Here is a 13906-nt window from a genome sequence, read left to right as displayed (position 1 = left end):
CGCAGGAAGGACGGTGCACCCGGTGACCACCACCGCGCCGGCACCCGCCGAGTCCCAGTTCCCGGCAGACGCCTCGCTCGACGCCGACGAACGCCAGGCATGGCGGTCCTTCAACGACAGCGCCACCGTCCGGCCGGACGGAACGTCCCTGCTGGACCGGCTGGAGCGGACAGCCGCCCGGCTGCCGGACCGACCGGCCGTGCAAGCCGTTGACGGCACGTACACCTACCGTGAATTGCACTCCGCGGCCGAACGCACGGCGCGACTCCTGGCCGCGCGGGGCATCCGTCCCGGGCAGACCGTCGCCGTCGCGGCCACTCGGCGGCGAGCGGACTACGTGGCCCTGCTGGCCGCGCTCAAGGCGGGCTGCCGCTACCTGCCGCTGGCCCCCGACAGCCCCGCGAGCCGGCTGTCCTTCACGCTCCAGGACGCGGGCGCGGTGGCGCTCCTGGCCGCAGCGGAGGCCGTACCCGGCCTCGCGGACGTCGGCCCCCATCTGGCCGTACGGATCAGCCTCGGTGACGGTCCCACCCGGCCACCCGGCTGGACAGCGGCCGACGCGGCGCCGTCACCGGCCGACGCGGCGCCCTCCGGTCCGCTCCCGGACGGCGCCCGGCCGGCCGGTCCGCCTCCCGCGGAGAGGGCGGAGGAGCGCGACTGCTACGTCATCTATACGTCCGGCAGCACGGGCACCCCCAAAGGCGTGGTGACGGGTGAGGAGGCACTGCTCAACCTCGTCGACTGGTATGTCGACCGACACGGCGTGCTGCCGCACGACCGGCTGTGCCAGACCGCGCCGCTGACCTTCGATCCCTCCGTCCAGCAGATCTTTCCCGCCTGGGCGACGGGGGCGTGCCTGGTGGCGGTACCCGATCAGGTGCTGCGCGACGGCGACCTGCTCCTGGACTGGCTGCGCGACGAACACATCACGCACCTGGACATCGTCACCCCACACTGGGTGCATCTGCTCGACACCGCGGGGCGCCGCGATCAAGTGGCCCTGCCCGCACTGCGGTGGATCGTTGTCGGGGGCGAGACGTACTTCTATCACCAGACCCACCGCTGGCACCGCGTCGTGGACTCGCCCGCCCGCCTCAACACCATCTACGGCCCGACGGAGGCCACGGTCAACGCGACCGAGTTCCTGGTCGACCCGCGGCTCGACAACGGACAGGTCCCCATCGGGTACCCGTTGCCCAACTACCGGGCGTACGTGCTGGACAAGCACGGTGCCCTGTGTCCTCCGTACATCACCGGGGAGTTGCATCTCGCCGGGGTCGGTCTCGCCCGCGGTTACTGCTCCGAGGGGGCCACCCGCCGCAGTTTCCACCACCGGACCGTCACCGACGGGGTGACCGAGCGTCTGTATCGGACCGGTGATCTGGCACGCCTGGTGGAGGCTGACGGTGAGTGGGTGCTGGAGTTCCAGGGCCGCACCGACGACCAGGTCAAGATCTCCGGATACCGTGTCGAGTTGGAGGAGGTCCAGGCCGCGGTCGCCAACGTACCGGGCGTCGTCGCCTGTGCGGTGGCGCTGCGCACCGAGCCGGCCAAGCAGATCGTGTGCGGCTACGTCGCCCCCGGGCTGCCCCCTGCGGACCTGCGGGCCGAACTGGTCGAGCGGCTGCCCGGCTACATGGTCCCGCATGTGCTCGTGCCGCTGGCCGCCCTTCCCCTGACGCCCAATGGGAAAGCGGATCGGGACGCCGTTCTCGCCCTGGTCGCCGAGGCCGGCTCCGGCCCGGACACCGGAGACGCGGTGCTGCCGGAAGGCCCGCTGGAGACCGCCGTCGCCGCGGTGTGGGAGCAGGTCCTGGGCGTGTCCGGCATCCGCGCGACGGACGACTTCTTCGAGCGGGGCGGCTCATCACTGCTCGCCTTCCGCGCGGTCGCGCTGCTGCGGGAGCGGGGCGTGACCGTACGGGCGACCGACGTACTGGAGGCCCGCACCGTGCGGGCACTGGCGCGACGGGCCGACACCTCCGGGGCGCCCCCGGGCTCCGGCACGGGGGCGGCGCCGGCAACGAGCGCGGATGCGGGGACCGGGGCACCACCGCGGACGGGGCCGGACAACGGGCCGGTCGCGAAGGACGGCGCGGCAGGTCCGGGCGACGACCGGTCGACAGTACGGCTGCCGCCCGACGACCACCTGCTGGGGGAACGCCTCGGCCCCCCGCTCGCCCTGCCACCGGCCACCGAACTCGTGCTGCTCAAGGATCCCCACGCGGGCGGCCACGCCCTCCTCGACCTCGACCTGCCCGCCGGAACGCCACCGGAAAACGTGCGTCGCGCCGTGGAGCAGGTCTTCCAGCGGCATCCCCTGCTGCGTGCCCGGCTGGACACCGGGGGCTCCCGGCCCCTGCTGCGGGAAGTGCGGCTCGAACGGCTGGCGCTGCCCGTCGTCGGCGCCCCGGACGGCGGTGGTGCTGTGGAGAGCGGTCCGCCACCGGCCGACCAGGCGGATTGGGTACGCCCCCTGCTCGCGGCGCGCTCCACACCGGGTGAGGGGCTCCCGGCGGCGGGCGCACTCCTGTGCTCGGGCCCGGCGCGTCGGCTGCTGCTCAGCATCTGGCACCCGCTGGTGGACGGCACCGCCCTCCGGCGCGTCGCCGCGGAGATCGCGGCGGATCTCGGCACATCATCCAGCGTGGCCGGGCCCCTTCCGCCGCTGGTCCCGCTCTCGGACCACCTTGAGGTACTGGAGGGCCAGGCCCGCCGCATGGTGACCGCCGCGCCTCACCTGGCAGCGTTCGCCGAGGCCGAACAGGCCGCGCAGCTCGCCCTAGCCGCCGCTGGGAGCACCCCGGGCATGGTGGCGGAGGTGGACCTGGGCCAGGCTCCACCGGCTCTGGCCCGTACCGTGCCCCGGGAGTGGCAGCCCCTGCTGGCGGCGGCCGCCGCGCTGGCCGCGCACGACCGCCTGGGTTTGCCGACCGTGCCGTTGTCCGTGCCGCGGCAGTGGCGCGCCGCGACCGGCCGATCGGGGTCCCCAGACGCGGTGGCGCACCTCTCGGACACCGTGCCGCTGCTGATCGGAACGGACGGCGGTGCCGGAGCGGCGGCGCGGTCCGCGCGGGACGAGTGGGCCCTGCGCGCCGAGGGGACGCAGCACTGGACGGCGGCCCTGCTGGCCCACTGCCCGGAGCTCGCGGCACGGTGGCCGGGGCCGCGTCTGGCCCCTGCCGGTTCCTTCCTGATGGTCGTGGAGTCGGACACGGCAGCCGGTGACGGGAACGGGGCGCACGAAGACCCCGCGGGCCGAAAGAGCCCCACGGCCTACGACCCACAAGGCTCCGGCGCGGTGCAGTTCACCCTGGGCGTCCGCGACTCGGGCCTGCACCTGCGACTGATCGGCTGGGACTTGCAGCAATCGTTCCTCGCGGCCCTGGGCGAGCGGTGGCTGGAGGCCGTGCGGCACCTCTGCGCCGGGCGCGGGGCCGGGACAGCAGCCGAGGACGACCGAGAGGACGGCGAGGTATGACGGGAACGACCACCGGCCCGGCCGGCACGGACACCCGGTGGGTGCGCCCCTGCGCGGGGCACTGGCGGACGGGAAGGGGGCCGGTACTGCTCTGCCTGCCGCACGCGGGGGGCGGAGCGCTCTCCTACTCCGGCTGGGAACGCTATCCGCTGGGCGGATACGAGCCGGTGGCCGTCCGGCTGCCGGGCCGTGAGGACCGGTTCGAGGAGGCACCGGTGAGGGACTGGCCCACCTTGGTGACCGCGATCGCCGACGCCTTGGGCGACCTGGCGAACCGTCCCATGGCGGTCTTCGGACACAGCATGGGCGCACTCACGGCGTACGAACTGGTCCGCGAGCTCCTGCGACGCGGTGGCGTCCCGCCCGTCCTGCTGGCGGTCTCCGCGCACCTGCCGCCGCAGCGGATGCCCGGCACCACCCGTCCGCCCCGGACCACCGCGGAACTCCTCGACTACGTCAGGAAGCTGAATGACGAGGACCTCGACGGCCTGCTGGAGGACCAGGAGTGGCGTGAACTGCTGCTGCGGCCGCTGGGGGGAGACCTCGCCCTCCACGATTCCTACCGGCACCGGCCAGCCGACCGGCTACCCACACCGATCGCCGTGTTCGGCGCTGACGACGACCCGTCGACCGCGGACGACGCACTCGCCGGCTGGGCGGAACTCACCTCGGCGGAATGCGCACGCACCTCCTACCCCGGAGGCCACTTCTACCTGCGCACCCAGCGGGACCGCCTGCTCACCGACCTGGACCGGCACCTGGCCCGGGCGCTGCGCGGGCACCGGACGACCGTGGCGGAGGGGGGCATCCGATGACCAGTGGCCCCGTCCCCGTACCCGCCGGTTCCGCCTCCGCGGACTCCGTCCCCTCGGACCCGGCCGAGTTGAGGGAGGTGACGACCGCGGTCCTGCGTGAGGTACTGGGCGTCCCCGAGGTCCTGCCCGACGACGACTTCTTCGCCCTCGGCGGCAATTCGCTCCTCGCCGTGCGTGTCGCCGGGCGGCTCAGCCGGGTCGTACAGCGCCGGGTACCGGTGACCGCCGTACTCGACCACCCCTCCGCCCGGGCGCTCGCCGACACCCTGTCCCCCGCACCCGGCGCACGCATCCCCGACACGGAAGGGGACCGCGCCGCACCCGCGGTGGCGCCGCACGGGCCCGCCGTCGGCACGGACGTCAGGAACCCGCTGACCGCCGCGCAGCGCCGCGTCTGGCTGCTGCACGCGGTGGACCCGGAGCGGATCGACCACCTGGTGACGTCCTCCTTCCGTATCACCGGCGCGTTCGACCCCGCCGTCGCCCGAACGGCCTGGACGAGCGTGGTCCGGCGGCACGAGGCACTGCGCACCCGGTTCGAGGAGGACGGCGGCGAGACGGTGCAGATCGTCGATCCCGAACCGCTCACCGACTTCCGGTACCTGGATCTCACCGCCCTCGACGAGGCGGTGGCCGCTCAGGTGGTGAGCGAACAGGTGAGGCTCCAGCGCGGTACCCCCCTCGACCTGGTGACCGGGCCGCCGGCCCGCGTCCTCCTGCTGCGCACCGCTCCGGACACGTACCGGCTGGAAGTGGTGGTGCACCACATCGTGTGCGACGGCTGGAGCGTGGCCGTCCTGTTCGACGACTTCCTCGACGCCTATCGCGCGACGGTCCACGGCGAGCCGGAGGCACCGCCCCCGGCACACCGCTTCTCGGACCACGTGCGATGGGAGCGGGAGGTGGAGTCCCGTCGATGGCCCGGGATGACCGAGAGGGTGGCCCGCCGTTTCGAGGGAAGGACGGACCACCTGCCGCTGCCCGTCGACCCGCGGGACGTCGACGAGCACGAGGACGGCGACGACGTGGAGCTGCCCGTCCCGCCGGAGGTGTCCGCAGCGCTGGCCGGGATCGGCAAGGTGACGGGGTACACCCGGCTGACGCCGGCGCTGGCCGCCCTGGGCATCCTCCTGCACCGGATCAGCGGCACGGATGACGTGCTGATCGCGGTGCCGGTCTCCGGGCGCGTGCGCCCCGAGGACGAGTCGACCGTGGGGCTCTTCGTCAACACCGCTCTGGCCCGAGTCCGGCTCGCCGGCGCCCGCGACGTGCCGAAGCTGCTGGCGCGGGTCCACGAGGAGGTGCAGGAGGTGCTGGACTGCCAGACGTTCCCGTTCGATCGTCTGGTCAGCCGTCTCGCGCCGCACCGTGAGGCGGGCAGGATGCCGCTGGTCCGGGTCTCGCTGGCGGTGCAGGACTTCGCGGAGCCGGCCGCGCCGCCGCCCGGCCTGGGATTCGGCTGGGAGTGGAGCGACCCCCCTGAGCGCCAGAGCAAGCTAGATCTCGCCTTCAGCCTCTGGGGTGGCAGGGCCGGAGCAGCCGAACGCAGCCTGACCATCACCTACCGCCCTTCGCTCTTTCGCCGCTCGACGGTGGAGGCGTGGGGCGAGCAGTACCTGGTCGCTCTGGGCCGGGTCTGCGACGCCGCGAGGAGGGCGGAGACGTGCGACTGACCCGGCAGCATGAACTCTTCCGCGAGACGATCCGGGTGGTGCTGGAGCGCGAGTGCGGCTCCCAGACGCTGACGGAGTGGGAGTGGCAGGGCCGGATGCCGGTCCGCGAGCTGTACCGCGCGCTGGCCGGGGAAGGGCTGCTGGGTCTGACGCTGCCCGAGGAGGACGGCGGGCTGGGCCTGGACCTGGGGTACTCCCGCATCTGGGCGGAGGAACTGGGGCGGCTCACGTCCGGGTCGCCCGTCATGAGCCTGTCGGCGCACACCGACATCGTGCTGCCCGTGCTCGTGGAGGCGGGGTCGACCGCCGTGCGCAGGACCTTCGTGCGGTCGGCCGTCCGCGGTGAGTCGGTGGGCGCGCTGGCGGTCACCGAACCCGGTGGCGGATCGGACCTGGGCGCGCTGCGGACGACGGCCGAGCCGGTCGGGGACCACCTGCGTCTGAATGGGAGCAAGGCGTACATCACCAACGGCTCCGTCGCCGGTTTCGCCCTCGTGCTGTGCCACATCCGGCCGCCCGGGGCCCCGGCGGGTCTGGACACCCTGTCGCTGCTTGTCGTCCCCACCGATCTGCCCGGTGTCGCCCGGCACCGCCACACCGTCAAACTCGGCCACCACGCGTGCGACCACGGCAGTCTGGAGTTCACCGACGTCCTGGTGCCCCGCGAGTTCCTGCTGGGCGCGCCGGGGTCGGGATACGCCCTGCAGACCGGGGTGTTCGCCCGGGAACGCGCCTTCCTCGCGGCAGCCATGGTGGCGAGTGCGCGGCATGCCCTTGAAGAGGCCGCCGGGCACGCCCGGGAGCGCGTGGTTCTGGGCAGGCCGCTGCTCGATCACCAGTCGGCCGGCTTCCGTCTGGCGGAACTCGACGCCGAACTGAGCCTGCTGGACCCCTATGTCGGCCATGTCTTCGACCTGCTGGCCGAAGGTGCCCCGGCACTGCGGCAGAGCAGTGTCGCCAAGCTCCGGGCTGCGCGCCTGTTGCGGGAGGTCGCCGACCTGGGGCTCCAACTGCACGGGGCGGCGGGCTATCTCGACGGTGGCACGGTCGAGCGCCGCTATCGCGACGCACGGGCCTTCTCGCTGGCGGGTGGCGCCGAGGAAGCGCTGCTCCACCTGCTCGTCGGCCACCTTCCCACCGGCACCCGACCCTGAGGACGGACGAGATGACACCGACCGAACAACTGCTCTTTTTAGACAGGGCGACCGTCACGCGGTGCGCCGCCGCCATCGATCCGGTGGAGGCCGTGGAGACCGTGCTGCGCGCCCATGCCGCGGGCCGTACCGAACTCCCTGCGGAGGGCTACCTTCCCTGGGAAAACTCCCAGGGGGCGTACTGCAGGTCGATCGCCATGCTGGGCGCCGTGACCGGCCCCCGCGGCGCCGTGCACGGCATGAAGCTGATCAACGCCGCCGTCTCGAACCCCGCCCGGGGACTGGACAGGGCGGGCGGTTGCGGCTTCCTCTTCGACCCCGAGACCGCGCGCCCCGTGGTGCTCGCGGAGGCCGCCTACCTCTCGGCGCTGCGCACGGCGGCGTACACCATGTCGAGCGTGCGCCACCTGGGGCCGGCGCACTTCGACAGCGTCACCCTGATCGGCTGCGGGGCGCAGGCCCGCGCCCATGCCCAGCTGCTGGCCCGCTACTTCCCGAACGTCAGCCGGCTGCATGTGCACGACTCCCTGCCGGAGCGCGCCACGGCCTTCGCCGCCTGGGTGGTGGAGCGGAAGCTGCCCTTCTCGGTGGTGGCGCACGAGCGGCCCGACAAGGCGTCACTTGCCAGCTCCGTGGTGGTCACGGTCACCGTCACGGACGCCGGGTATCTGACCGCCGACTGCTTCCGCCCCGGCAGTCTCGTCGCCCATGTGTCTCTGGACGACCTGCTGCCGGAGGTCTTCGACCGGGCCGAGGCGGTGTACGTCGACGACGTGGACCTGGTGCGGGACAATCCTCGTCGCGTACTGGGCAGGCTGATGTGCGAGGGCCGGGTACTGCCGCCCGGGGGCTCCGGCCACGGCAGGCCCCTGTCCGGGACCCTCGGCGCGGTGCTGACGGGTTCCGTGCCCGCGGTGCGGCCCGGCGACGGTGTCGTGGTGAGCAACCCGTTCGGCATGGCCGTGCTGGACGTGGGGCTCCTGTCCGACGTTGCGGCCCGGGCCGAGGAGGAGGGGCTCGGCCAGCGGCTCGACCTGATCGGGGTGGGCCGATGACGAGGCGTGCCCTGTACTCGCTGGCCGATCTCGACACCGTCACGGTCCACCGCCTCGTACGGCGCTCGCTCGAACTGTACGAGGATCCGACCGCCCATGACCGACCGCTGGCCGGCCTCGTCGCGGGCCTGCTGTTCACCAAGACCTCCACCCGCACCAGGACGGCGTTCACCGCCGGAACCGTCCGGCTGGGCGGCACCGCGGTCGCCTTCGGGCCCGCCGACCTCCAGACGAACACCGGTGAGTCCATGGCCGACACCGGCCGGATGTTCGCCACCATGCTCGACCTGCTGGTGGTGCGCACCGCCGGCCCGGTGGCCGAGCACCGGGCCTTGGCAGCCGACGGCGCGCTCGCGGTGGTCAACGCGATGTCCATCGAGGAACATCCCACCCAGGGCCTGGCCGACGTGGCCACCCTGGTGGGTCATTTCGGCGATCTGGAGGGCGTACGCGTTCTGTACGTCGGCGAGGGCAACAACACCGCCACGGCCCTGGCCCGCGCGCTGGCCCACTACCCGGGCTGCCACCTGGTCCTCGCCTGCCCACCCGGCTACGGACTGCCGGAATACGTACGCGCCGGGATCGCCGGTCTGGCGGCCGCCGGCGGGGGCTCGATCACGCAGGTCCATGACATGGGCGAACTACCGACCGACGTGCACGCCGTCTATACCTCACGGTGGCAGACGACCGGCAGCAGCAAGCCCGATGCCCACTGGCGGGACGTCTTCCGTCCCTTCCACGTGGACACGGCGCTGATGAACCGCTGGCCCGGAGCGGTGTTTCTGCACGACCTGCCCGCCCACCGCGGCGAAGAGGTGTCCGGTGAGGTCCTGGACGGCAAGGCCTCACTGGCGTGGGCACAGGCGGGCGTCAAGGCGGCGGGCGCGATGGCGGTCCTCGAATGGGTGGCCGCCTCCGTACCAGCATCCGCCGTACCCGACACCACGGGCGCGGCACCCCCGGGCTTCCCGGTGCCCGGCCCGACGATCCAGAAGGAGGAGGAGTGATGAGCGAGGGCGCGCAGGACCGCGACGACGTCGCCTACCAGGTCGTGGTGAACCACGAGGAGCAGTACTCGGTCTGGCCCACCGACAGGCACGTTCCCGACGGGTGGCGGGGCGAGGGCACCATCGGTACCCGCGAGGAGTGCCTGGACCACATCGAACGCGTCTGGGTCGACATGCGGCCCCTGAGCGTGCGACGCGGCGGAGAGACCGGTGCCGACGTGCCGGCCGTGCCCTGACCGGTCCGGCGGAAAATGGACCGCCGTGCCGTCGGCCCGTTCACGGCCGACGGCACGGCGTACCGCCCGGGGGGACAGCCAGTGCGCGCTGGCGGTTCAGCGGTAGCCGAGGAGGCCGTCGTCGAGTTCCGCTCGGTCCCCGTCCCGGAGGGCGAAGAGTGCCTGCTGGAGCGCGAAGGTCCCACGGATGACCGGGACACGCTCGGCCTCCTGCCGGAGGGAACCCGCCTCGTGCTCCACGATCTTCCGTACCAGCTCCTCGCCGTAGCTGGCCTGGATCGCGGCCAGGTCCACCGCTTGGTCGCCCATGGCCACCTCGTCCCAGTCCACCACGCCGTTGAGCTGGGGCAGTCCGTCCACGGTCTCCCACAGCACGTTCTCGCCGCCGAGGTCACCGTGGACGACGGCGGAGGTGAGGTGCGGGAGGGAATCCAGGGCGTCCAGTTCCCGGCCGGCGCGTTCCCGGCCCGCGTCGGACATCAGTGGAAACAGCTCTTCCCGGACCCCGGCGGCGAACTCCTGCCACCGGTTCGGCGCGGTGTGCGGGAGCGTCCTTCCCGCGATGCCGCTCGACCCGGCGCGCGCCAGTCCGCGCAAGAGCCGGGCGAACTGGGCCGCGGCCGCCCGCAGGACACGCGGGTCGGCCAGCTCCGCGGCGTCCAGCGGGGATCCGGGTACCCGGCTGAGAACGAGGTACGGCTCCGGTTCCCTGCCCTCGTCCAGGGGAACCGGTGTACGGAAACCCAGGTCGAGCTCGGCGAGAGAGCGGAGCACGGCCGCCCGCTCCGGCAGTCGTGCTCCCGCCGCGTCCGTCCTGGCGAAGCAGATCACGCGTTCCGCACCGACCACGACGTCGTGGAACTGTCCCCGGTGAGCCAAGAGTCCGTCCCCGTCCTCGTCCGGCAGGAGGCGCTCCACCGTCTCAAGGTGCTCGTCGATGATGTCCATCGGTCTCTCCACTCCCTTGCTCACAGGTTGTCTTCTGATGCGTCGAAGGCGAGACCGAGCTGCCAGATGAACAGTGCGGCGTGGACCCGATCCCGCAGGTGGAGCTTGGCCAGGATGCGCGAGACGTGGCTCTTCACCGTCGCCTCGCTGAGGTTGAGCCCGCGTCCGATCTCACGGTTGTTGCTGCCCTTCGCGATGAGGCGGAGGACTTCGCGCTCTCGTGCGCTCAGCAGACGCAGTTCCGCCGGGACGTCCCGGGCCCTGGGGACCAGCCGGAAGCCGCCGAAGAGGCGGCGGGTCACGCCCGCCGGCAGGAACGCTCCTCCCTCCGCCATCGCTCGGATGGCCGCCACGAAATCGCTCTGCGGGGAGCTCACCGGGAGGTACGCCTTGACGCCCGCCTCCAACGCCCTATGCAGCAAGGTGTCGGTGTCGTCGTCAGCGACCATCACGGCCCCCAGAGAGGATTCGCCGGAAAGCAGGTGGAGGAGCTCGAACCCGTTGGGTGCCAACAGGGACGAGCCGATGATCATTACGTGTGGTTCGGTCTTCTCGGCGACTGTGAAGAGTTCGTCACGGTCACGAGCCGAAATGACGTCCACCTCGGGAATGCGCTCCAGAAGGGCCATTATCCCGCTTCGGTACACGTCCTTTTCCTCCGCGAGCACGACGCGCAGAACGTCCTCCCCGCCCGTTCTCACGAGTCCTGCACTGGCGTACCGCCCGGCTGGCATCGGTGCCATCACTCCCTTCCCCACAGGTGGACGGGGCGGGGTAATCGTGGATTCAGGCCCGAGCGTGCCGGGCGTATCGGGTCACGGACCGGAGAGTGCATCATGCTGAGCCTCCAGGTCGGAAGCGCACGCCAACCGCAGAAAAGCCTCACCCTCGTCGCGAAGGGCACGTTCGGCTCTCGTGCGCAGGGTGCCGGGCAGACAGCCAATCGCCTGCCCTCCACAGGGAAGTGATCGCCCGCATTGTAGGCAGGACCCGAAGGTCATTGTCAACTATAGCGGATGTTCTGTATCGTTCGTCAGGCCCGGCCGACCGCAACAGCGGCCGGACAAGCCTCCCCACCGGCACAGACGAGTGCAGCGCCCCGCCCCGCCGCGCCGAACGACGAGCGTGAGCGCCACGGGGGCATCCCGATCGCGACACATCCGTGAAACACCCCGGAGGGTGACGATGGATCAGATCGAGTACAACTTGCTCCGGCACACCTGGTTTCCCCTGGCTCGTCTCGACGACCTCAAGGACGGTGTCGCGAGCGGTCATATTCTCGGTGAGGAACTGGTGGTGTATGGCGACGGCGGGAACGTGACCGTCGCACAGGGGCACTGCCCGCACCGGGGAGTCGCCCTGCGGCTCGGCAGGACCAGGGGCGACACCCTGGAGTGCCCGTACCACGGCTGGCTCTTCGCCGGCGGGACCGGCCGATGCGTCCGCATCCCCTCACTGCCCGACGGAACGGGGAAGCCGAACGCGTCACTGCGCACCTTCCCCACCAGAATCGCCTACGGACTGGTGTGGAGCTGTCTGGAGGAGCCGTTCCTGCCCTTCCCCCGGCTCCCGCGGTACATCGATGACTCATGGCGGATCGCCCCGGGCTCCCCGTACTCCCTGCGTTGCGGAATGCGCCAACTGACCGAGAACTTCAGGGACAAGGCCCACTTCCCCTTTGTTCACGCCGGGACGATGGGAGACGTCGAGACGACGGTCGCCCCCTACCGCGTCCTCCAGGACGGCTGGGAACTGAGCTGGTCCTCCTCCTGGCGCTCCGCTAACACACCCAGCCGGTTCGCGACGGAGCCCGGACACCGCCTGGATTATCACGTGACGCTGCCCATGTTCGCCTCGATCCGCGTGACCTCTCCTTCGGGCGGCCAACGGCTGGTGGCTCAACTCGCCACGCCCGTCACAAGCGACGGCCAGCGGGTTCGGCAGTTCTGGCTGGCAGGCGTCGACGGCGTCTCCATCGACCAGGGCGCGGATCTGGCCGACATCCTCGACTACGAGCGCCAGGTCTTCGAGGAGGACCACCCCATCGTCGAGAACCAACTTCCGGCGGAGGCCCCTCTCGACCTCCACTCCCAAGTACACACCGGCGCAGACAAGTTCAGCATCGCCTATCGCCGCCGCTACGCCGAGCTCCTCGAGGAGTACAAGACCCGAGCGTAGCGGCGGTGGTCTCTCTGCGATCCGGCGAACTGAACCGCCCCGTGTTCGATAGAGACTCGATTCCGTGAAAGGATTGAGTCATGGCACGTCCTTCTTCCTATCCCCCTGAGCTGCGCAAACGAGCGGTCCGTATGGTCGCCGAGGTCCGTGGTGACTATCCGAACGAGTCGGCGGCCTTGAGGGCGGTCGCCCAGAAGCTCGGGATCGGTTCGGCCGAGACCCTGCGGAACTGGGTGAAGCGGGACGAGGTCGACTCCGGGCGGTGGCCGGGGACGACCACGGAGGAGTCCGCGCAGATCAAGGCGATGAAGAAGGAGATCGCCGAGCTGAAGCGGGCGAACGATATCTTGAAGGCCGCAGCAAGTTTCTTCGCGGCCGAGCTCGACCGGCCACACACACGCTCGTAGCGTTCATCGACGAGCACCGGGCCCGCTTCGGCGGTGTCGAGCCGATCTGCCGCGTGCTGACCGCACACGATTGCAAGATCGCCCCTTCCACCTACTACGCCCACCACAAACGACTCCGGGCACCGTCGGCCCGCACCGTCCGCGACGCCGAGCTGAAGCCGCTCATCCGGCAGATCTTCGAGTCCAACTACCGGGTCTACGGGGCCAGGAAGGTCTGGCGGGAGCTGCGCCGACAGGGCCACATCGTGGCCCGCTGCACCGTCGAACGCCTGATGCGCGAGCTGGGCGTCACCGGAGCCGTCCGCGGAAAGAAGATCATCACCACGATCCCGGACAGCTCCGTGGAGCGGGCACCGGACCTCCTGGACCGCAACTTCGTCGCGCCGGCCCCCAACCGCTGCTGGGTTGCCGACTTCGCCCACGTCAGCACGTGGTCGGGAGTGGTCTACGTCGCTTTCGTCGTGGACACCTTCTCCCGCCGCATCGTCGGCTGGTCCGCCGCCCTGACGAAGGAGACACGGCTCGTCCTGGATGCGCTGGACACGGCCCTGTGGCAACGCGACCGTGACGAACAGCCTCATCAGCGGGGCGAGTTGATACATCATTCCGATGCCGGGTCGCAATATACGAGTTTCCGGCTCGCCGAGCACCTGGACGCCGCCGGCATCGCGGCCTCGATCGGCTCGGTCGGCGACGCCTACGACAACGCCCTCATGGAGTCCACGATCGGCTTGCTCAAGACCGAGCTGATCAAGCCCCGACGGCCCTGGCGAACCCTGTCCCAGGTCGAACTCGCCACCGCCGAGTGGATCGACTGGTACTGCCACCGCCGACTCCACGGTGAAATCGGGCACATCCCACCCGTCGAATACGAGACCAACCACTACCTCGCCACCACGAAACCCCAGGTCACAACCACAACCTGATGTCTCCACCGAACCCGGAACGGTTC

General features: G+C 71.2%; 11 protein-coding genes. 9 read left to right on the top strand and 2 right to left on the bottom strand.

What is annotated here, in order from left to right; translation table 11 throughout:
* Positions 1 to 22 precede the first annotated feature (22 nt).
* Genes AC07D6_RS28970 through AC07D6_RS28940 form a run of 7 tightly spaced genes read left to right on the top strand, consistent with a single transcriptional unit; the run spans position 23 to position 9421 of the window.
* Positions 23 to 3481: an amino acid adenylation domain-containing protein gene (locus AC07D6_RS28970; protein ID WP_479049256.1), complete on the top strand. Its 3459-nt coding sequence runs from the start codon at positions 23 to 25 to the stop codon at positions 3479 to 3481.
* Complete coding sequence (locus AC07D6_RS28965; RefSeq protein WP_479049254.1) at positions 3478 to 4296, top strand: thioesterase II family protein; 819 nt, start codon at positions 3478 to 3480, stop codon at positions 4294 to 4296. Before AC07D6_RS28970 ends, AC07D6_RS28965 begins: the two co-directional genes overlap by 4 nt.
* Positions 4293 to 5969, top strand: coding sequence for a condensation domain-containing protein (locus tag AC07D6_RS28960; RefSeq protein WP_479049252.1), 1677 nt, complete (start codon positions 4293 to 4295; stop codon positions 5967 to 5969). Before AC07D6_RS28965 ends, AC07D6_RS28960 begins: the two co-directional genes overlap by 4 nt.
* The gene (locus AC07D6_RS28955) at positions 5960 to 7123 is read left to right on the top strand and encodes an acyl-CoA dehydrogenase family protein (RefSeq protein WP_479049250.1); all 1164 of its coding nucleotides are present in this window, start codon (positions 5960 to 5962) and stop codon (positions 7121 to 7123) included. Before AC07D6_RS28960 ends, AC07D6_RS28955 begins: the two co-directional genes overlap by 10 nt.
* An 11-nt stretch (positions 7124 to 7134) precedes the next feature.
* The gene (locus AC07D6_RS28950; RefSeq protein WP_479049248.1) at positions 7135 to 8178 is read left to right on the top strand and encodes an ornithine cyclodeaminase family protein; all 1044 of its coding nucleotides are present in this window, start codon (positions 7135 to 7137) and stop codon (positions 8176 to 8178) included.
* Complete coding sequence (locus AC07D6_RS28945; RefSeq protein ID WP_479049246.1) at positions 8175 to 9185, top strand: ornithine carbamoyltransferase; 1011 nt, start codon at positions 8175 to 8177, stop codon at positions 9183 to 9185. The genes AC07D6_RS28950 and AC07D6_RS28945 overlap by 4 nt, the downstream gene beginning before the upstream one ends.
* Entirely contained in the window at positions 9185 to 9421 is a 237-nt protein-coding gene (locus AC07D6_RS28940; protein WP_479049244.1) for an MbtH family protein, read from the top strand. The genes AC07D6_RS28945 and AC07D6_RS28940 overlap by 1 nt, the downstream gene beginning before the upstream one ends.
* Before the next feature lie 96 nt (positions 9422 to 9517).
* On the opposite strand, the gene AC07D6_RS28935 is transcribed toward AC07D6_RS28940, so the two are convergent.
* Entirely contained in the window at positions 9518 to 10369 is an 852-nt protein-coding gene (locus AC07D6_RS28935) for a phosphotransferase family protein (RefSeq protein WP_479049242.1), read from the bottom strand.
* A 20-nt stretch (positions 10370 to 10389) separates the two neighbouring features.
* Entirely contained in the window at positions 10390 to 11112 is a 723-nt protein-coding gene (locus AC07D6_RS28930) for a LuxR C-terminal-related transcriptional regulator (RefSeq protein ID WP_479049240.1), read from the bottom strand.
* Between the two features lie 442 nt (positions 11113 to 11554).
* Between AC07D6_RS28930 and AC07D6_RS28925 the strand changes: the two genes are divergently transcribed.
* Positions 11555 to 12547: a Rieske 2Fe-2S domain-containing protein gene (locus AC07D6_RS28925; protein ID WP_403488835.1), complete on the top strand. Its 993-nt coding sequence runs from the start codon at positions 11555 to 11557 to the stop codon at positions 12545 to 12547.
* An 80-nt stretch (positions 12548 to 12627) separates the two neighbouring features.
* Positions 12628 to 13880, top strand: a protein-coding gene (locus AC07D6_RS28920) for an IS3 family transposase (protein WP_479049237.1) whose coding sequence is annotated in 2 segments (ribosomal slippage) — positions 12628 to 12910 and positions 12910 to 13880 — 1254 coding nt in all. Because the reading frame shifts where the segments join, the coding sequence is not laid out codon by codon here.
* Positions 13881 to 13906 lie beyond the last annotated feature (26 nt).

The sequence above is a fragment of the Streptomyces sp. NPDC045287 genome (genome assembly GCF_056432325.1).
Note: the sequence above shows the minus strand (reverse complement) of the source record. Positions and strands in the feature narration are given on the sequence as shown.

Excerpts from the sequence above, each read along its gene's own strand:
- AC07D6_RS28935 (WP_479049242.1), bottom strand. The coding sequence starts at position 10,369 with ATGGACATCATCGACGAGCACCTTGAGACGGTGGAGCGCCTCCTGCCG.
- AC07D6_RS28945 (WP_479049246.1), top strand. The coding sequence starts at position 8,175 with ATGACGAGGCGTGCCCTGTACTCGCTGGCCGATCTCGACACCGTCACG.
- AC07D6_RS28965 (WP_479049254.1), top strand. The coding sequence starts at position 3,478 with ATGACGGGAACGACCACCGGCCCGGCCGGCACGGACACCCGGTGGGTG.
- AC07D6_RS28950 (WP_479049248.1), top strand. The coding sequence starts at position 7,135 with ATGACACCGACCGAACAACTGCTCTTTTTAGACAGGGCGACCGTCACG.
- AC07D6_RS28940 (WP_479049244.1), top strand. The coding sequence starts at position 9,185 with ATGAGCGAGGGCGCGCAGGACCGCGACGACGTCGCCTACCAGGTCGTG.
- AC07D6_RS28930 (WP_479049240.1), bottom strand. The coding sequence starts at position 11,112 with ATGGCACCGATGCCAGCCGGGCGGTACGCCAGTGCAGGACTCGTGAGA.
- AC07D6_RS28925 (WP_403488835.1), top strand. The coding sequence starts at position 11,555 with ATGGATCAGATCGAGTACAACTTGCTCCGGCACACCTGGTTTCCCCTG.
- AC07D6_RS28960 (WP_479049252.1), top strand. The coding sequence starts at position 4,293 with ATGACCAGTGGCCCCGTCCCCGTACCCGCCGGTTCCGCCTCCGCGGAC.